This window comes from Xanthomonas sp. CFBP 7698 (assembly GCF_003600855.1).
GTDB lineage: Bacteria > Pseudomonadota > Gammaproteobacteria > Xanthomonadales > Xanthomonadaceae > Xanthomonas > Xanthomonas cannabis.
The window spans coordinates 918,476-937,615 of the sequence record NZ_PRDN01000001.1; the positions used below are offsets into that span (position 1 = coordinate 918,476).

Genomic DNA, 19,140 nt, shown 5'->3' on the forward strand with positions numbered 1-19,140 from the left:
CAGCCTCGGTTATGCACCGCACTCTCGGCCGTTTAGGCCGTTGCCGTGCACTGGCCGCAGCCAGGCACGGCGGCTGTCCTCAGGTCACCACCCGATAACAAGGCCGGTAATCCCCCGAAATCTTCATTCGGCGCTGTTCGACAAAGCCGCGCAGCAGCTCGTCCAGGGCCTGCATGATGTCGGGGTCGCCGTTGATTTCGAACGGGCCGAATTCTTCGATGCGGCGCATGCCGTCTTCCTTCACGTTGCCGGCGACGATGCCGGAGAAGGCGCGGCGTAGGTCGGCGGCTAATGCCGGTGCCGGGCGGCCGTGGTGCAGGTCCAGGGCGGCCATTGCTTCGTGGCTGGGCTCGAACGGTTGCTGGTACTCGAGCGGGATGTGCACCGACCAGTTGAAGTAGTACGAGTCCTTCTGGTCCTTGCGGTGCGCGCGCACCTCGTGGATGCCTTCGGCCATGCGGCGCGCCACGGCGACCGGGTCGCCGACGATGATTTCGTAACGGGAGGCGGCGGCATCGCCCAGGGTCAGGCGGATGAAGCGGTCGATCTGCGCGAAGTACGGCGCGGAGATGGTCGGGCCGGTCAGGATCAGCGGGAACGGCAGGCCCGCATTTTCCTCACGCAGCAGAATGCCGAGCAGGTAAAGGATCTCTTCGGCGGTGCCGACACCGCCTGGGAACACCAGGATGCCGTGGCCGATGCGGACGAAGGCCTCCAGGCGCTTCTCGATGTCCGGCATGATCACCAGGTGGTTGACGATCGGGTTGGGCGATTCGGCCGCGATGATGCCGGGCTCGGTCACGCCGATGTAGCGCGTGTGGTGCTTGCGCTGCTTTGCGTGGGCAATCGTCGCGCCTTTCATCGGGCCCTTCATCGCACCCGGGCCGCAGCCGGTGCAGATGTCCAGGCCGCGCAGGCCTAGCTCGTAACCCACCTGCTTGGTGTAGAGATACTCGTCGCGCGAGATGGAATGCCCGCCCCAGCACACGACCAGGTTGGGGTCCGACGGCTGCAGGATGCGCGCGTTACGCAGCTGGCCGAACACCGCATTGGTGATGCCTTCGCTGGTGTCCAGATCGCCGCGCTGGGCCTCGAGCTCGATGGCCATGTAGGCCAGATCGCGCACGACGGCGAACAGCAGCTCGGCCACGCCGCGAATGATCTCGCCGTCCACGAATGCCATCGCCGGGGCATTGATCAGATCGATACGGATACCGCGGTCCTGCTGATTCACCTGGATATCGAAGTCCGGATACAGGTCGCGCGCGGCGCGCGGGTCGTCCGAGGCACTGCCACTGGTCAGCACGGCCAGCGCGCAACGGCGCAACAGCTCGTGCATGCCGCCACTGGATGCGTCGCGCAGCCGGGCCACTTCCGCCTTGGACAAGACGTCCAGGCCACCACGCGGGTAGATCCGCGCATCCACCACCGGCAGCGCCCGTGCTGCCGTACTGCTGAGTTCCATAGCTTGCTCCTGTCGTATCTCAGGAACTTTAGCGTACTCACCCGCCCAAAAGAAAACGGCCGGGTTGCCCCGGCCGTTTCCGCAACACACGACACGCTAACCGTAATCAGAACTGGTAGCGGAAGCCCAGCTGCAGCGCCCAGCGGGAGATGCCGCGATCGTCATAGACCGTGGACTGGTCCGGTGTGTTGAAGCGATACACGTACTTGCCGCTGGCCGCATCGATACCGCCGTACTCCACGACACCACGCATGCCCGGGAAGCCATACTCCTCGACACGGCCCCACTTCTTGTTGAGCAGGTTGCCGACGTTCATGACGTCAAGCCAGAGGGAGGCCTTGTTGTCCTTGAAGAAGCCCGGGATCTCCTGCTCGATATGCAGATCGAACTGGTTGATCCAGGAATTGCGTGCGCCGTTGCGCTCGGCGACCTGACCACGGCGGGCAGCCAGATACTCGTTGCCTTCGATGTAGTTCCAGAACGCCTGTTCTTCTCGAGCGGTACCGAACAGCACATCGCCGCGACCGGCCGGGATGTACAGCAGGTCGTTCAAGCGACCGTCGCCATTGGCGTCGTTATCGAAGGCGTAGCTGTACGGACGACCATTGCGACCCTGGTAGATCAGGCCCAACTTGGTTTCGTAATCGCCGAAGAACGCATGCTTCCAGTTCAAGGTGCCGAGGATGCTGTTCTTGACCTCATACGCAGCGGTCGAGGCGACGTTTTCGTTGGCCTGGAAGACCGCGTTGTTGCCCAGCTGCGAACCCGAGGTCGAACTGGTCAGGCCGCTGACTTCGTCGGCGTCGGTGTAGGTGTAGTACAGGCCCCACGACCAGTCACCGCCATTGAAGGGCTTGTTCAGGCCGACGGTAAAGCTCTCGCTGCCACCCTTGTCGGTGGGACGCGCGATGATCGCATCGTTGAAACGCGGATCACGCGAACCGCGCGCATCGACCACCGAAGCGGTGCCGCGCACACAAGCCGCCGGAGCGCCGGCACCGGTCGGGTTACGGCCGTCCTCCAGCCAGCAGGCCGGATTCAAGCCTGCAGTATTCCAGTACAGGTTACGACCATCCTGACCCACGCGGCTGGTATTGCCCAGATTGAGCTGCTGGTAGTAGATCGCCTCGTTGACCTTGGTCACCACCGCCTCGGCAGATGCCACGATGCCGTACCAGGGCAGTTCGGTATCGAATGCCAGGTTGGCCTTCCACACCGACGGCTGACCCAGCTTGCTGTCGACGAAGTCGACGGACTGCGTAGCGCCATTCAACGAACCATTACCAGTCGGCTGGTTATTGATGTCAGGCGTGAAGCGAATGCCATTGGTGTTCACCAGCGTCTGGCTGGAGAAGTTGTAATCCGTGTAAGCCAGACCGGTGTTGGAGTACGGGTTGGACAACCACACGGTTGCCGCGGCACCCTGGAACAGGCCTACGCCGCCGCGCAACTGGGTGGGGCGATCGCTGTCGAAGGTATAGTTGAAACCGAAGCGCGGCTCGAACAATCCGTTGCCATCGATGGTCTGGTCGTTGCGAAAGCCGAACAGCGTCGACGCGGTTGCATTGTAGGCCGGGCTGTTCTTGACCATCGGCTCGTCATAACGCACACCGAACGTCAGCGTCAGGTTGTTATTGACGGCCCAGGTATCCTGCAAGAACACGCCGACATTACGCATGCCCCAGTTGGCCGCGATGTCGTCGATGTTGCCGCTGTTCGAGCGCGAATAACGATAGTTCAGCGGGCGATTGGCGGCGTAGTCGGCAATCGAATTGAACGTGTAGGAACCGAAGACGCGCTGACCAAACAGATTGAACAGGTCGTTATCTTCATAGTCGAAGCCGAACTTGACGGTGTGGTCGTTCAAGAACAACGTGCCGGCAAAGAAGGCATTCCACGTTTCGGTCCGCAGTTCGTTGGCCTGGGTGCTCTGCTCAGTCCCCAGGTTGACCGTGTTGTTACCGATCCGCACGGCAATGGCCGGGAGCTGCGATGCAGCGGTACGCACTGCGGAGTAGTCGCGGTACGAGACCTTGGCTTCCGTGGAGAACGTGTCCGTCCAGTCACTGAAAAGCTGCGCCGTATACGTCTTGAGGCTGAAGTCGCGAACGTAGTGGAACGAATTCAGCGACAGCGCCTGATTGCCGAAACCATTGAGGTTGGCAGTGCTCTGCTCGCTCTCGCCGTAACGAACCGACGCACGGTGCTTGTCGGAGATATTCCAGTCGAGCTTGAAGCCTTTCTCTTCCGAGTCCGAATCCAATGCCGGTAGTGCCAACGTTCCTGGATCGAAGCCGTAGACATTGCGCGAGATGTCGATGATCTGATCGACCTGCGCCTGCGAAATACCGACGATATTGCTCTCGCCCGACCCCAGAGGACCGTAGCCGGAAGCGCCGGTGAACACGCCCTTGCCCTTGTACTTTTCGTAGTTGGCGAAGAAGAACAGCTTGTCCTTGATGACCGGGCCGCCCAGGGTCAAACCATAGGTGGTTTCGTTGTCGAACAGCTGCGGACGGATGTCATTCTGGTTCTTGCCCGACCAATCGTTCTCACGGTAGGTGCCGTACACCGATCCGTGGAATTCGTTGGTACCGGACTTGGTGACCGCATTGATCACACCGCCGGTGGCGCCGGTGATGGTCACGTCGTAGTTGGCCACGTCGACGGAGATTTCGTCGATGACATCCATCGAGAACGGCTGGCGAGGCGTCGGCAGGCCGTTGGATTCGAGACCGAACGCGTCGTTGGTGCTGATGCCATCGACGCGGATCAGGTTGAAGCGCGGATTCTGGCCGCCCACCGAGATCTCGTTACGCGCCTTGTCGGTCTGCGCCACACGCGGATCCAGGCGCACATAGTCCTGCAGGTTGCGGTTGATCGACGGCAGCGATTCGATCTGCTCGCGGGTCACGTTGGTGCCGGTGCCCATCTTGTTGGCGCTGAACAGCGCCGAGCCGTAGTCGCCACCGATGGCCTGCACCGCGCCAAGCGTGGTGACGTCGCCGCCAAGGGAAGCATCGACGCTATTGACCTGATTGAGGTTCAGGTACACGCCCTCTTCGGTCTTGGTGCCTTCGCCGGACTTGGTGATGGTGATCGTGTACGGCCCACCCACACGCAGGCCGCGCGCGTTGTAGCGTCCGCTGGCATCGGTGGTGGCGCGGCTGACGGTGCCCGATTCGACGTGGGTGATCGTGACTTCGGCATTCGGGACCGGCTGGCCGCCGCTGCTGGTGACCAAACCAGCGACGCCGGCGGAGGTGCTCTGGGCAAAGACAGGGGCAGCAGCGAGTGCGGCGACAAGGCCAAGCGTCAGCTTGGACATGCGAAGACAACGGGGGTGGGTCATTTCGGTAGCCTCGATACAGGTTGGGCAGTGACAAAAAGGCGCAGTCAGCCCAACCGTTCCCGGGGGTGGGCTGCCGATGATCTGGGGTCCCTTGCCGCGCGGCTGGTTGCTGCCGCAACGGTTAACAACAGATTAACACGCTAAGGCCTGATTGTGACGGCGGCGTGACAAAGTTCGCGCAGTGCAACATGAACTGCCCATGTGAAGGCTCACATGCCAGGTTGCACGGGGTCGCAGAGAGAGCGAGACGTGCGTCTCGGCATATCGGGAAGTCGCGGCTCGAAGTCTCGTCGCGCACTCACCCCGCCCTTCCGCGCGGATGGCGGCAACCGGTCAGGCGACCGGCCTGATGACAAGCGTCTTAAATCGAAACCGGCAGCTTGAAGTACGTGCCCAAGCCATCCAGGAACATCTGCACCGAGATGGCGACCAACAACATCCCCATCAGACGCTCGACAGCGGTCAATGCGCGGTGACCGAGCAGCTTGTACAGCAACGGCGCCGAGGCCAGGATCGACGAGGCGCCGATCCAGGCGATCATCAGCGCCAGGCTCCAGTCCCACAGTCGCGTGGGCTCGTTACTGCCCATCAGCATGACCGCGGCCATGCCGGACGGGCCAGCCACCAGCGGGATGGCCAGCGGCACGATGAAGGGTTCGCCATCGGGGATCTCGCCCATCAGGCCCTCCGGCCGCGGGAAGATCATGCGGATGCCGATCAGGAACAGCACGATGCCGCCGGCGATCGCCACCGATTCCTGGCGTAGATGCATCAACTCAAGCGCGTATTTACCGCCCCACAGGAACGCCATCAACACACACAAGGCGATCAGCAGCTCGCGCGCCAGCACGAAACGCTGGCGCTTGGGCGGCAGCGGCTTGAGCACGCTGAGAAACACCGGGATGTTGCCCAGCGGGTCGAGAATCAAGAACAGCAGCAGGGCTGCCGAAAGGATGGTCATGCCGAAGGGCTCCAGATCGCACCGCGGTGCGGAGCACCTGCCATGGACAACAGGGTGACGCAGGCCGACGCCGCCACTGCGGGGTCGGCCGCCTGGCTGTCTTCCTGATGGGTAAAGGCACGCGCACGCAACGCGGTGCGCATCGGGCCAGGCTGCAGGCCGTGGATACGCACCGGGCCGGCGGCAGTCTCGTGGTGCAGGCTGGCGATCAAGCCGTGCTGGGCGTACTGGGCAGCCCCATACGCGCCCCAGTACGCCTGACCGATCCGTGCAGCATCGTCCACGACGAACACCACTGCCGCATCGCGCTGCTGCCGCAGCAGCGGCAGGCAGGCCTGCGTCAACCATGCCCGTGCGGTGAGGTTGACGTGGATGCTGCGGGCGAAGTCGGCCGGCGCCGCGAGTTCTGCCGGCGTCAGACCGCCGAACTCGGCCGCACACTGCAGCAGGCCGTGCAGACCGCCCAGCTCGCTCTGCAACCGTTGCGCGAGCACCGCATAGTCGTCGGGCGTGGCACCTGCCAGATCCAGCGGATACAGCAATGGCTCGGGGCCGAGCTTGGCCACCGCGTCATACACGCGCTCCAGCGGCCGCAGTTTGCGGCCGAGCAGCACCAGCGTGGCACCGGCCGACGCGCACGCCTGTGCAGCAGCGCTGCCCAGCCCGCCGGCGGCGCCGGTCACCAGCACGACCCGCCCGGCCAAGGCAGCCGCTTCGGGCTGGCCCTGCACTTCGGTCACGGCTGATAGGCCTCGCTGACAATGCGCTTGAGCTCGCCGGCTTCGAACAGTTCCAGCGTGATGTCGCAGCCGCCGATCAACTCGCCGTGGATGAACAGTTGCGGGAAGGTCGGCCAGTTGGAATAGCGCGGCAGATTCGCGCGCACTTCGGGTTCTTCCAGCACGTTGACCGTGCGCAGCTGGTCGGCGCCGGCAGCGACCAGCGCCTGCACAGCGCGACTGGAAAAGCCGCACATCGGGTACTGCGGGGTGCCTTTCATGAACAGCACGATGGGGTGTTGTTCGACTTCGGCCTGGATCCGTTCCATCACCGGCATTGGACTCTCCTGACTGGGAGCGGCAGGCCCGACCGCCGGGTCGGATAGACTTCCGCAAAGGCGCGCATTGTAAGCCTTCACGCGACCTGCCGCCGGACTCCTTTCGCTGCCCTTGCCACCATGCCGATCGAACACGTTGCACTGCCCTACTCCCGCGCCGCCCTCGAGCCGCACCTTTCGTCCGCGACACTGGAGTCGCACCACGGCATCTGTCATCGCAACGAGGTCGAACGGCTCAATGCGCGCATTGAAGGCAGCGAGTTTGCCGAGCTGACGCTGGAAGAGATCATCGCGCAGGCGCAGGGCACGCTGTTCCACCTGGCGGCACAGGTGTGGAACCACAACTTCTACTGGCAGTGTCTGCGCCCACGCGGCGGCGGCGAGCCGCTGGGCAGGTTGGCCGACAGCATCGCCGCATCGTTCGGCGATTTCGTGCATTTCAGGCAGGAGTTCAATCGCGTGGCCTTGAGCACCTTCGGCTCGGGCTGGACCTGGCTGGTGCAGCGCCCGGATGGCACCCTGGCCATCGTTGCCACGCCCAACGCCTCCACGCCGCTCACCGGCCCGGACACCCCACTGCTCGCCTGCGACATCTGGGAGCATGCGTACTATCTGGACTACCAGCAGGACCGCGCGCACTACCTGGACGCGTTCTGGAAACTGATCAACTGGGACTTCGTGGGCAGCCGATTGAGCTGACCCTCGCAGCGGCAACCGATTCGGTTACCGCGCGCGGCACAACCCAGGCGCCTCAACAGCGCAGGCCCGTCCTTCCTGTCCTCGAGGGGCATCCCGGCACACTGCCGAACGTGGGCGCCGCCGCGTAAACCGCAACGCGCTAGTCAGCCTTCCTGCAGACGCCCGACCACCGGCGCGACCTGTGCATCGCGCTGCAATGCCTTGCCCGCCTGCACCAGCGCAGTTGCCAGCGCTTGCGGTGTATCTGCACGTACGCTGGCATGCCCTACCTTGCGGCCCTCGCGTGCCTGCTTGCCGTAGTCGTGCCAATGCCCACCTGGCACGGCCAAGAATGCACCCGCAGCGGGCATGCTGCCCAGCCAGTTCAGCATGCAGGCATGTCCACGCATCGCGGTGCTGCCCAATGGCAGGCCAAGCACGGCACGCACATGATTTTCGAACTGCGAGGTTTCGGCGCCTTCGATGGTCCAGTGGCCGGAGTTATGCACCCGCGGCGCGATCTCGTTGGCGATCAGCTGGCCATCGCGCACGAACAGCTCCAGCGCGAACACGCCCACATAGTCCAGCCTGTCGGCAATCGCACGTGCATGCGCTTCGGCAGCCGTCTGCAACGCCTCGTCCACCCGGGCGGGCGCGAGACTGGCCGACAGCACACCGTCCACGTGCCAGTTTTCGGTCAGCGGCCAGGCACGGAATCCACCGTCGCGGCCACGCACGGCGACCACGCTCACTTCGCGTTGAAACGGCACGAACGCCTCGAGGATCAGCCCCACCGTGGCCGCCTGCGCGCCCAGCGCGTCCCAGGCGGCATCGGCGTCTGCAAGCGTCTTGATCCGGAACTGGCCTTTGCCGTCGTAGCCGAAGCGGCGGGTCTTGAGCACGCACGGCGCACCGATCTGCGCCAACGCCGCATCCAGGCCGGCGCGATCGTCGATGGCGGCGAACGCCGGCACCGGAATGCCCAGCTCGCGAAACAGGGTCTTTTCGCTAAGCCGGTCCTGCGCCACCGCCAAAGCATCCGGGCCTGGGAACACCGGTACCTGCGCGGCAAGGTGCTGCGCGCCGGCGGCCGGCACGTTCTCGAAATCGAAGGTGATCACATCCACTTGCGCAGCGAATGCGGCCAGGGCCGCCGTATCGTCGAACGCGCCAACCTGCAGCGGCGCCAGCTGCCCTGCGCAGGCATCGGCCGCCGGGTCGAACACCGCAAAGCGCAGGCCGAGCGGCGCACCGGCCAGCACCAGCATGCGCGCCAGCTGGCCGCCACCGAGAATGCCAACGGTGCTCATTGGCGCGGGTCGTCGCTGGCCATCACATCGTCGGTCTGCCTGGCACGGAACTGCACCAGCGCATCACCGATCTGCGGCAGCTCCCGCGCCAGCATCGCCGCTGCGAACAAGGCCGCATTCGCTGCGCCGGCATTGCCGATCGCAAAGGTGGCCACCGGAATCCCGGCCGGCATCTGCACGATCGACAGCAGCGAATCCATGCCGTTGAGCGCCTTGGACTGCACCGGCACGCCAAGCACCGGCACCGCGGTCTTGGCGGCCAGCATGCCCGGCAGATGCGCCGCGCCGCCGGCACCGGCGATGATTGCGCGCAGGCCGCGCTCGCCTGCCTGCTCGGCGTAGGCGAACAACACATCCGGGGTGCGGTGCGCGGAGACCACCTTGACTTCGTACGGCACGCCCAGCGCATCGAGCTTCTGAGCTGCGTGTTGCATGGTGTCCCAATCCGAACGGGAGCCCATCACGATGCCGACCAGCGGCGCGGAGTGGTTGGAGGTCATGGCCCTGCCCTGCGGTAAAGACGTATTCTAGCCAATCTCCACGCACGACAAGACTTCGATGGATCGCAAATTGCTCGACCTGCTGTGCTCGCCCGATACCCGTCAGCCGCTTTCGCTGCTGGACGGCAAGGGCCTGGAAGCACTCAACACCGCCATCGCCGGCGGAAGCCTGCAGCGCGCCGACGGCACCGTGCAAGCACAGCCGCTGCGCGAGGCGCTGATCACCCGCGATCGCAAGCAGATCTTCCGCGTCGATGACGGCATCCCGGTCTTGCTGGCCGAAGAAGCCATCGCGACCGCGCAGATCACCGACTTCCCCGAAAAGTGAGTTCGCCCGTCCGCACCGCGCCGGAGCCCCCGCCCGCGGCGCTGATCGATGCCGACGTGGCGCGCGCGCTGGCCGAAGACATCGGCAGCGGCGATGTCACCGCGGCATTGCTGCCCGACCAGGCAGACAGCGCCTATCTGCTGTGCAAACAGGACGCGGTGATCGCCGGCAGGCCGTGGTTCGACGCCACCCATCGCACGCTCGACCCGCAGGTGCGCATCGACTGGCAGGTGCACGAAGGCCAGCAGGTCAGCGCCGGCAGCGTGCTCGCGCTGCTGCATGGGCGCAGCCGGAGCCTGGTCAGCGCCGAGCGGACCTCGCTCAACTTTTTGCAGACCTTGTCTGCTACCGCCACCACCACCGCTGCGTACGTGGCAGCCGTCGCGGGCACCGGCGCGCGCATCCTGGACACGCGCAAGACGCTGCCAGGCTTGCGCATGGCGCAGAAATACGCGGTGCGCTGCGGCGGTGGCGACAATCACCGTATCGGACTGTTCGACACGGTGATGCTGAAAGAAAACCATATCCGCGCCGCCGGCTCGCTCAGCGCCGCCGTGCATGCCGCACGCGCGCAGCAACCGCAGCTGCCGCTGGTGGTGGAAGTGGAAACGCTGGAGCAGCTGCGCGAGGCATTGCATGTCGGTTGCACGCGCATCCTCATCGACGACTTCGACCCGGCCATGCGCCGCGAGGCCGTGCGTATCGCAGCGTCGCTGCCGCGCGATCGACGCATTCCACTGGAAGTCTCCGGCAGCGTCGACCTGGCGGGCATCCGCGCAATTGCACAGGACGGCGTGGACTGCATCTCCATCGGCGGCCTGACCAAGCATGTGCAGGCGGTGGATCTCTCGCTCAAACTCGGCCCGCCCCCGCCGTGATTTCACGCGTGCGCGCAGGCCGCTCTGGCAGCCTGCGCGGACTGATTTCGTGCGGAATGTTCGATGACTGTAAGACCCTGGCCGTGGATGTGCTTGCTGCTTGCTGGATTGGGAGGCAGCGCGGCGGCTGCGGAGGTGTGCGATATGCCGCCGCGCTTCGGCACCAGCCCCGCCGCCATCGCCATCGTGCGCACGGCCTGCAATGAGCACCGTCTGTGGCAGCACCCGTTTATCGATGCCAAGGGGCGGCTGGCCAGCCTCGGCGTGACCGAAGCCGAATCCGGATACCTGGCCGACCATGGCGTTGTCGCATGGCAACGCGTGGCCGGCTATTGGCGCGACAGCGGCACGCTCGCCTCGATGGGCGGCCGCCCCGGTGCATCCAGCTGTGCCGCACTGGATGGCACGCGCTACACCGCCAGCGATTGCCGCGCGTTCCTGATCGACAACCCGTGGTCGGCCGCCTTCATTTCGTGGGTGATGACCCAATCCGGCCTCGGTGGCTTCCATCGTTCCGCGCGCCATCTGGACTACATCCGCAGCGCGTACAACGACGGTGCCACCGGGCCGTATCAGTTCGCCGACCCCGCCGTCGAAAAGCCTGCGCCCGGTGACATGTTGTGCCTGTTGCGCGGCCGCAGCGTGGCGCTCGGCTATGCGGGTCTAAAGGCTGCGCTGGGTGGCAGCGCACCAATGCCGTGGCAATCGCATTGCGATGTGGTCGTCGCTGCCAACGTCGGCGGCGATCGCACCCTGTACCTGATCGGCGGCAATGTGTTCAACACCGTGATGATGCGCAAGATGCCGCTGGATCGCGCAGGTCGTGTGGTGTTACCCGCCCCGCAGTCCGACAGCAGCCAGGACCAGAACGAAGACAGTCTCGGGATCGCCAGCGAATGCACCCCGGCGCACGAGGAACTCTGCGACTTCAACCGACGCGATTGGGCCGCACTGCTGAAGCTGCGCCCGGATGCGGCGGTGGTCAGCCCGCCACCGACGGCGCCGCTGCCGCCACCCGGCATCGCGCCCGCGGAACAAACGATGCCGCCAGGCTTTCCACGCGTTGTGCCGCCGCGCCCGGAGACGCAGCCTGCGCAGACGCAGCAACAGCAACAGCAACAGCAACCTGAGTAGAGCCTTATTCAAAGCCCCTCTGCTGCGGGAGAGGGGTTGGGGTAAGGGTGCGGGCGAAGCCACTTACATTCCGAATATCGCGAGGCTTCGCACGTACCCTCATCCGCCCCTGCGGGGCACCTTCTCCCGGAGGGAGAAGGAATCAAAGCCCCTCTCCTGCGGGAGAGGGGTTGGGGTGAGGGTACGGGCAAAGCCACTTACATTCCGAATGTCACGAGGCTTTGCACGTACCCTCATCCGCCCCTGCGGGGCACCTTCTCCCGGAGGGAGAAGGAATCAAAGCCCCTCTCCTGCGGGAGAGGGGTTGGGGTGAGGGTGCGGGGCAAAGCCGCTGCAGCATTGAAACTGCATGCGGCTTAGCTCGTAGCCTCGTTACCCCTGCACGGCACTTTTCCCGCTGGGAAAGAAACAACGCACGAGTTATTCCGAACCAACAACGAAAAAGCGGGCCGAAGCCCGCTTTTTCGTCATGCATCACGCGTCACGCGTGACGCATCAGCCAGCAGCGCTTACTCGGCCGAAGCCGGCACGCCCTCGCCTTCTTCCACTGCCTTGATCGACAGGCGGATGCGGCCCTGCTTGTCCACTTCCAGCACCTTGACGCGCACCAGATCGCCTTCCTTCAGCTTGTCGCCGACCTTCTCCACGCGCTCGCTGGAGATCTGCGAGACGTGCACCAGGCCGTCCTTGCCCGGCAGGATGGTGACAAACGCACCGAAGTCCATGATCTTGGCGACCTTGCCTTCGTAGATGCGGCCCGGCTCCACGTCCGAGGTGATCTGCTCGATACGCGACTTCGCTGCCTGCGCGGCAATGGCGTTGACCGAGGCGATGATGATCGTGCCGTCGTCCTGGATGTCGATCTGGGTACCGGTTTCCTTGGTGATCGCCTGGATGGTCGAGCCACCCTTGCCGATCACTTCGCGGATCTTGTCCGGGTGGATCTTGATGGTCAGCAGACGCGGCGCGTAGTCGCTCAACTCCTGACGCGGGGCGGTCAGTGCATGCGCCATCTCGCCCAGGATGTGCAGACGGCCGGCCTTGGCCTGCTGCAATGCCTGCTTCATGATCTCTTCGGTGATGCCTTCGATCTTGATGTCCATCTGCAGCGCGGACACGCCTTCGGCAGTACCGGCCACCTTGAAGTCCATGTCGCCCAGGTGATCTTCGTCACCCAGGATGTCCGACAGCACGACGAAGTCGCTGCCTTCCTTGACCAGACCCATCGCGATACCCGCAACCGGTGCCTTGATCGGCACACCGGCGTCCATCAGCGCCAGCGAGCTGCCGCAGACCGATGCCATCGACGAGGAACCGTTGGACTCGGTGATTTCCGAGACAACGCGAATGGTGTACGGGAATTCTTCCAGGCTCGGCATCACGGCGAGGACGCCGCGCTTGGCCAGACGGCCGTGGCCGATCTCGCGACGCTTCGGCGCACCGAAACGACCGCACTCGCCCACCGAGTACGGAGGGAAGTTGTAATGGAACAGGAAGTTCTCTTTGTACTCGCCCGAGACGGCGTCGATGACCTGACCGTCGCGTGCGGTGCCGAGCGTGGTGATCACGATCGCCTGCGTTTCGCCACGGGTGAACAGTGCCGAGCCGTGGGTACGCGGCAACACGCCGGCCTTGGCACTGATCGGACGCACGGTGTCCAGCGCACGGCCGTCGATGCGCACCTTGGTGCTCAGCACCGAGCCACGCATGGTCTGGTACTCCAGCTCGCCGAATTCCTTGGCCAGATCACCGGCAGCCCAGCCTTCGATCGTCGCGCGCGGTGCCAGCGAACCCAGCACGTCCTTCTTGATCGCCGAAATTGCATCGCGGCGCTGCAGCTTGTCGCGCACCTGGAAAGCCGACGCGAGCTGCTCGCCCACTGCTTCCTTCAGTGCGGCAATCATGCCGTCGTTCTTGGCCGGAGCCACCCAATCGGACGGCTTGGTGCCGGCTTCGACGGTCAGCTCGTTGATGATGTTGATGACCTTCTGCATCTCGCGATGGCCGAAGGTCACTGCACCCAGCATCACTTCTTCCGACAGCAGCTCGGCTTCGGACTCGACCATCAGCACCGCGTTGGCGGTACCGGCCACGACCAGCTCCAGCTGCGAATCCTTCAGCTCGGTCACGGTCGGGTTGAGGATGTATTCGCCATTCTTGTAACCGACCTTCGCCGCAGCGATCGGGCCGTTGAACGGGGTGCCGGCCAGCGACAGCGCGGCCGATGCGCCGATCAGCGCGGCGATATCGCCGTCGATGTCGGGGTTCATCGACATCACGGTGGCGATGATCTGCACTTCGTTCTTGTAGTCCTCCGGGAACAGCGGACGGATCGGGCGATCGATCAGGCGCGAGATCAACGTTTCCTTCTCGGTCGCGCGTCCTTCGCGCTTGAAGAAGCCGCCCGGGATGCGGCCGCCGGCGTAGAACTTCTCCTGATAATCGACCGTCAGGGGGAAGAAGTCCTGCCCTTCGCGCGCGCTCTTGGCGGCGACGGCGGTGACCAGCAGTACGGTGTCGTCGAACTTGACGATGACGGCGCCGCCTGCCTGGCGAGCGATTTCGCCCGTCTCAAGAGTGACGGTGTGCTTGCCGTACTGGAAGGTTTTGGTGATTTTTGCCACGGAGGTTTTTTCCCTTAGGTGTTGCTGTCTGCGTTGGACCGTCGTCGACCCATGCCGAGAACGGGCGGCCGGGAGGCTCCGGCCCAAGAATGCGTGTTGCAGTAACGTAGTGCGATTGACCAAAACAAAACCGCGGCGCATCGCTGCGCCGCGGCGGTAGGACTCGATTAGCGGCGCAGGCCGAGCTTCTCGATCAAGGACTTGTAACGATCGTTGTCCTTCTTCTTCAGGTAGTCGAGCAGGCTGCGGCGACGGTTGACCATCTGCAGCAGGCCACGACGGCTGTGGTGATCCTTCTTGTGGGTCTTGAAGTGACCGGTCAGCAGCTCGATGCGGGCGGTCAGCAGAGCGACCTGCACTTCCGGCGAACCGGTGTCCTGGGCGCTGCGCTTGTTGTCTTCAATAACTTTCTGGGTGTCGACGGACATGATGTTTTCTCGATAGACGCGTGGTCGACAGGAACGTGCGTGACGCACCGCCGGACTCGCCGTTTGCTTGGGATGAGCGCGCTTGGCGCTGAGGTGCCCCGATCGGGGCCGCGAAATTGTACCGTCGCACGGCCCGGGTAACAAGTTGACTAAACCTTAACAAGTCGATTCCTGGTTCAGTCCATTGAACAATCGCTGCGGCGACAGACGTCCGTCGGCGTCCACCAGGCCAAGTCCCGACGGGCTTCCATCCGGCCCGAACACAGCCACCTGCCCCGTCGGGAAGGCCGGATCGCGCAGCCGCTGCCCCATCCGGAACCGGGCCGCATGCGCCTCATCGAGCGTGATCTGCGCAAAATCAGCCAGCCCGGCCTGGATCGGCAGCAGCAGATCTTGCGCTCGCGTGCCCATCTCCAGCGCGGCGGCCAGCTGTTCCAGGGTGATCATCTGCGGCGCACGGAACGGCTCCACCCAGCGCCGACGCAGCGACGCGATATGCGCACCGCAGCCGAGCACCTCGCCCAGGTCGCGGGCCAGGCTGCGGATGTAGGTGCCCGAGCCGCAGGTCACGCGCAGTTGCAGACGCGGCGCGCGATAGCCGAGCACCTCGATCGCCTGCACCTCGACCTCGCGTACCGGCGCCTCGATGACTTCGCCGCGCCGGGCCTTGGCATACAACGGCTCGCCGCCCTGCTTGAGCGCGGAATAGATCGGCGCCTGCTGCTGGATCCGCCCGATGAAAGGCGCCAGTGCGGCTTGCAGCGCGGCATCACCGATATCGGGCACCGCACGCTCGCGTAGCGGCTCGCCATCTGCATCGTCGGTGTCGGTGGTGACGCCCAGCACAATCTCGGCGTCGTAGGCCTTGGCAGACCCAAGCAGCAGCCCGGCGATCTTGGTGGCTTCGCCAAAGCAGAGCGGCAACAGGCCAGTGGCCAGCGGATCCAGGCTACCGGTATGGCCGCCCTTGTCTGCGCGCAATAACCGGCGCGCGGCCTGCAGTGCATTGTTGGAACTGAGCCCGGCCGGCTTGTCCAGCAACAGGATGCCGTGCAGCGGGCGGTAGACGATGCGGGGTTTCAAAAGATCGATGCTCGAATCGGGCACTGTGCGCGCCCGCAGGATCAGGGCCGCAGCAAAGGCGGCAGGCCGTGACAGCGCTTAGCGCTGTTCGGCGTCTTCGTCGCTGGACGTGGCCTCGGGGCCTACGTCGTCCAGGTCACGCAACAGATTGTCGATGCGCTCGCCGCGATCGACCGAGTCGTCGTAATGGAAGTGCAGCTCCGGCACGTGACGCAATTTCATTGCACGCGCCAACTGCGAGCGCAGCTGGCCGGCAATCTCCTTGAGCCCTTTCACTGCTTCGGCCGAGCGCTCCTGCTGCAACGCGGTGACGAACACCTTGGCATGCGCCAGGTCGCGGCTGATTTCGACATCGGAAACGCTGACCGACGGCAGGCCGTGGTCGCGCACGGCCGCGTGCACGATCGTGCCGAGGTCGCGACGCACCTGTGCAGACACGCGGTCGGTGCGATGGAATGATTTGGTTGGCATGGTCGTGGACCTGGTTGATTCGGAGGGCCAGATGGCACCGAAGCCAAAAACGAACGTGGGCGGCCATGCCGCCCTCGCCTTGCAGAACTTGCACGCAGCATCGGCTGCGTAGAGAACCGGGGCCTGCAGGCCCCGGCCTCCATTACAGCGTGCGGGCAACCTCGATACGCTCGAAGCACTCGATCTGGTCGCCAGCCTTGACGTCGTTGTAGGCCTTCACGCCGATACCGCACTCGGTACCGTTGCGCACTTCGTCGACGTTTTCCTTGAAGCGACGCAGCGATTCCAGCTCGCCCTCGAACACCACGACGCTGTCGCGGAGCACGCGGATCGGCTTGCTGCGCTTCACCACGCCCTCGACGATCATGCAGCCTGCAACCGCGCCGAACTTGGAGCTGCGGAACACATCGCGCACCTGCGCAATACCGATGATCTCTTCGCGGATTTCAACACCCAGCAGACCGGATGCCACCTGCTTCACCTGATCGATCACGTCATAGATGATCGAGAAGTAACGCAGGTCGATACCGTTGGACTCGACGATCTTGCGCGCCGATGCGTCCGCACGCACGTTGAAGCCGATGATCGTGGCCTTGGACGCAGCTGCCGAATTCGCATCCGACTCGGTGATGCCACCCACGCCGGAGTGGATCACGTTGATGCGGATGTCGTCGTTGGACAACGCCACCAGCGACTGCTTCAGCGCCTCCACCGAACCCTGCACGTCGGCCTTGATCACCAGGTTCAACACCTGCTGACCTTCACCCTTGCCCATCTGGGCCAGGATGTCTTCCATGCGGTTGCTGGCCGAGGCCACCAGGCGCGATTCGCGACGCTTGGTTTCGCGCTGCTGCGCCACGTCCTTGGCCAGACGCTCGTCGTCGACGACCACGAAGTCGTCACCAGCTTCCGGCACGCCGGACAGGCCGAGCACCTGCACCGGAATCGACGGGCCCGCCGAGGCCGGCTGATGGCCGGTCTCGTCGAACAGCGCACGCACGCGGCCGTACTGGATGCCGCACACCAGGTAATCGCCACGCTTCAGCGCGCCCTGCTGCACCAGCACCGTCGCGACCGGGCCACGGCCCTTGTCCAGCGAGGATTCGATGACGGTACCGCTGGCGCGGCCTTCGGCCACTGCCTTGAGTTCCAGCACTTCGGCCTGCAACGAGATCGCATCCAGCAGCGTGTCCACGCCGGTACCAACCTTGGCCGACACTTCGATGAACTGGGTGTCGCCGCCGAACTCTTCGGCCACCACGTTTTCGGCCAGCAGTTCGTTCTTGACCCGCAACGGATCCGCGCCGGCCTTGTCGATCTTGTTCACCGCCACGATCAGCGGCACACCGGCCGCCCTGGCATGCGCCACCGCTTCCTTGGTCTGCGGCATCACGCCGTCATCGGCAGCCACCACCAGCACCACGATGTCGGTGATCTTGGCGCCGCGCGCACGCATCGAGGTAAACGCGGCATGGCCGGGCGTATCCAGGAAGCTGATGACGCCACGACCGGTTTCGACGTGGTACGCACCGATGTGCTGGGTGATGCCGCCGGCTTCGCCGGAGGCGATCTTGGTGCGGCGGATATAGTCCAGCAGCGAGGTCTTGCCGTGATCGACGTGACCCATGATGGTCACCACCGGCGGACGCGGCGAGGCGTCGCGCTGCGCATCTTCGGCGTGCGCCAGCAGCGCATCCTCGAAGTCGGCATTGTCGGCACGCACGGCCTTGTGGCCGAGTTCTTCGGTCACCAGCGCGGCGGTATCGTGATCGATGCTCTGGGTGATGGTCGCCATGACGCCCATCTTGAACAACGCCTTGACCACGTCGCCGCCCTTGAGCGCGAGCTTCTGCGCCAGGTCGGCCACGGTGATGGTCTCGCCGATCGCCACCTCACGTACCACCGGTGCGGTGGGACGCTCGAACCCGTGCGGGCCGCTGTTGCCCTGGTTACCACCACGGCCACCATCGTTGCCGCGACGCGACGACGACGAACCCGGACGCCCGGTCGGCTTGCCACGCACATTGGAACGGCGCGCACGGTCGGCGGCGGACAGATGCAACTGCCCGGCGAAGCGCTTGGTCGCATCGTCGTCTTCGACGCCGGCCACCATGACGTGCGAACCGCGCGTCTTGTGCTTGGCCGCGTTGTTGCGGTCGTCCGGACGGGCCGGCGTCGCCGGGCGCGATGCGGGCGAGGCGCCAGCCGGACGGGCCGGACGCGGCGCGGAAGACGGCGAGGACGGTGCACGTGCGGCAGGCGCCGACGGCGTCGGCGCAGCAGCAACCGGGGCCGGCGCGCTGGCAGCCGCAGCGGCTTCCTCGGCAGCCTTGCGCTCGGCTTCTGCACGGTCCTTTGCCGCCTGCTCTTCCTCGCGCTTGCGCTGAATTGCTTCATCGCGCACGCGGTCGCTTTCGGCCAACGCCTGCTGCTCGTCGAGATTGCGCTGACGCGAGGCGGCGAGCTTGGCCAGGATGTCGGCGCGCTCTTCGTCCGGCGTCATCGGCGCGGCGCGGCCGCTGCCTTCGTTCTCGGATTTCACGTAGGTACGCTTCTGCCGCACTTCCACGTTGACGGTGGTTTTGGTGCGACCGGCGTTGACCGTGACTTCCTGCAGCTTGCGCCGGTTGAGCGTGATCTTCTTGGCTGCTTCGCTGGCCGCATCGGCGGGCGTGTCGGCCTTGCCATGCGTGCGACGCAGGAAGCCAAGCAGTTTCATCTTCTCGGTGCTGGTCACGACCTGGTCGGGACCGCTGAACTTCATTCCGGCCTCGGCCAGTTGAACCAGCAGTTTATCGACCGGCGTATTGACCAGTTCGGCAAGCTTGCGGATGGTGGTTTGCTGCGACATTCGGATCCTATGATCTGGTT

General features: G+C 64.7%; 16 protein-coding genes. 4 read left to right on the plus strand and 12 right to left on the minus strand.

What is annotated here, in order from left to right; translation table 11 throughout:
* Nucleotides 1–79: 79 nt before the first annotated feature.
* The 5 genes from ppnN to grxD all read right to left on the minus strand — a co-directional run bounded on the left by ppnN (nt 80) and on the right by grxD (nt 6,835).
* On the minus strand, nt 80–1,465 hold the full coding sequence (gene ppnN / locus XnspCFBP7698_RS03850) for a nucleotide 5'-monophosphate nucleosidase PpnN (protein ID WP_104580459.1): 1,386 nt from the start codon (nt 1,463–1,465) through the stop codon (nt 80–82).
* A 106-nt stretch (nt 1,466–1,571) separates the two neighbouring features.
* Nucleotides 1,572–4,817, minus strand: coding sequence for a TonB-dependent receptor (locus tag XnspCFBP7698_RS03855; protein ID WP_104580460.1), 3,246 nt, complete (start codon nt 4,815–4,817; stop codon nt 1,572–1,574).
* 361 nt (nt 4,818–5,178) lie between these two features.
* The gene (locus XnspCFBP7698_RS03860) at nt 5,179–5,778 is read right to left on the minus strand and encodes a YhgN family NAAT transporter (protein ID WP_039407493.1); all 600 of its coding nucleotides are present in this window, start codon (nt 5,776–5,778) and stop codon (nt 5,179–5,181) included.
* Nucleotides 5,775–6,518, minus strand: a complete 744-nt coding sequence (locus XnspCFBP7698_RS03865) for an SDR family NAD(P)-dependent oxidoreductase (protein WP_104580461.1) — start codon at nt 6,516–6,518, stop codon at nt 5,775–5,777. Before XnspCFBP7698_RS03865 ends, XnspCFBP7698_RS03860 begins: the two co-directional genes overlap by 4 nt.
* Nucleotides 6,515–6,835 (minus strand): Grx4 family monothiol glutaredoxin, encoded by a 321-nt coding sequence (grxD, locus tag XnspCFBP7698_RS03870; protein ID WP_039407489.1) that lies wholly within the window; start codon nt 6,833–6,835, stop codon nt 6,515–6,517. Before grxD ends, XnspCFBP7698_RS03865 begins: the two co-directional genes overlap by 4 nt.
* A 120-nt stretch (nt 6,836–6,955) precedes the next feature.
* Here grxD and XnspCFBP7698_RS03875 point away from each other — a divergent pair, with 120 nt between their 5' ends.
* Nucleotides 6,956–7,534 carry a Fe-Mn family superoxide dismutase gene (locus XnspCFBP7698_RS03875; RefSeq protein WP_039563610.1) on the plus strand — a complete coding sequence of 193 codons (579 nt, stop codon included), beginning with the start codon at nt 6,956–6,958 and terminating at the stop codon, nt 7,532–7,534.
* A 143-nt stretch (nt 7,535–7,677) separates the two neighbouring features.
* Here the strand turns inward: XnspCFBP7698_RS03875 and XnspCFBP7698_RS03880 are convergent, their stop codons facing one another.
* Together XnspCFBP7698_RS03880 and purE are read right to left on the minus strand one after the other, a co-directional pair.
* Nucleotides 7,678–8,823 (minus strand): 5-(carboxyamino)imidazole ribonucleotide synthase, encoded by a 1,146-nt coding sequence (locus tag XnspCFBP7698_RS03880; RefSeq protein ID WP_104580462.1) that lies wholly within the window; start codon nt 8,821–8,823, stop codon nt 7,678–7,680.
* A complete protein-coding gene (gene purE / locus XnspCFBP7698_RS03885) occupies nt 8,820–9,323 on the minus strand; it encodes a 5-(carboxyamino)imidazole ribonucleotide mutase (protein WP_104580463.1) in 504 nt (167 codons plus the stop codon). The genes XnspCFBP7698_RS03880 and purE overlap by 4 nt, the downstream gene beginning before the upstream one ends.
* A 58-nt stretch (nt 9,324–9,381) precedes the next feature.
* Between purE and XnspCFBP7698_RS03890 the strand changes: the two genes are divergently transcribed.
* From XnspCFBP7698_RS03890 to XnspCFBP7698_RS03900, 3 genes are all read left to right on the plus strand, one after another.
* A complete protein-coding gene (locus tag XnspCFBP7698_RS03890) occupies nt 9,382–9,651 on the plus strand; it encodes a Trm112 family protein (RefSeq protein ID WP_039407479.1) in 270 nt (89 codons plus the stop codon).
* Nucleotides 9,648–10,529, plus strand: coding sequence for a carboxylating nicotinate-nucleotide diphosphorylase (gene nadC / locus XnspCFBP7698_RS03895; RefSeq protein WP_047693155.1), 882 nt, complete (start codon nt 9,648–9,650; stop codon nt 10,527–10,529). The genes XnspCFBP7698_RS03890 and nadC overlap by 4 nt, the downstream gene beginning before the upstream one ends.
* 63 nt (nt 10,530–10,592) lie before the next feature.
* A complete protein-coding gene (locus XnspCFBP7698_RS03900; RefSeq protein WP_104580464.1) occupies nt 10,593–11,663 on the plus strand; it encodes a DUF2272 domain-containing protein in 1,071 nt (356 codons plus the stop codon).
* Nucleotides 11,664–12,172: 509 nt separating this feature from the next.
* On the opposite strand, the gene pnp is transcribed toward XnspCFBP7698_RS03900, so the two are convergent.
* The 5 genes from pnp to infB form a co-directional block, all read right to left on the minus strand.
* Nucleotides 12,173–14,287: a polyribonucleotide nucleotidyltransferase gene (gene pnp / locus XnspCFBP7698_RS03905; RefSeq protein ID WP_047693157.1), complete on the minus strand. Its 2,115-nt coding sequence runs from the start codon at nt 14,285–14,287 to the stop codon at nt 12,173–12,175.
* A 167-nt stretch (nt 14,288–14,454) separates the two neighbouring features.
* Nucleotides 14,455–14,715: a 30S ribosomal protein S15 gene (gene rpsO, locus XnspCFBP7698_RS03910; protein WP_005991399.1), complete on the minus strand. Its 261-nt coding sequence runs from the start codon at nt 14,713–14,715 to the stop codon at nt 14,455–14,457.
* Between the two features lie 156 nt (nt 14,716–14,871).
* Entirely contained in the window at nt 14,872–15,798 is a 927-nt protein-coding gene (gene truB / locus XnspCFBP7698_RS03915; RefSeq protein ID WP_104580465.1) for a tRNA pseudouridine(55) synthase TruB, read from the minus strand.
* Nucleotides 15,799–15,876: 78 nt separating this feature from the next.
* A complete protein-coding gene (gene rbfA, locus XnspCFBP7698_RS03920) occupies nt 15,877–16,269 on the minus strand; it encodes a 30S ribosome-binding factor RbfA (RefSeq protein ID WP_104580466.1) in 393 nt (130 codons plus the stop codon).
* Nucleotides 16,270–16,411: 142 nt separating this feature from the next.
* Nucleotides 16,412–19,120, minus strand: coding sequence for a translation initiation factor IF-2 (infB, locus tag XnspCFBP7698_RS03925; protein ID WP_166745163.1), 2,709 nt, complete (start codon nt 19,118–19,120; stop codon nt 16,412–16,414).
* Between the last annotated feature and the right edge of the window lie 20 nt (nt 19,121–19,140).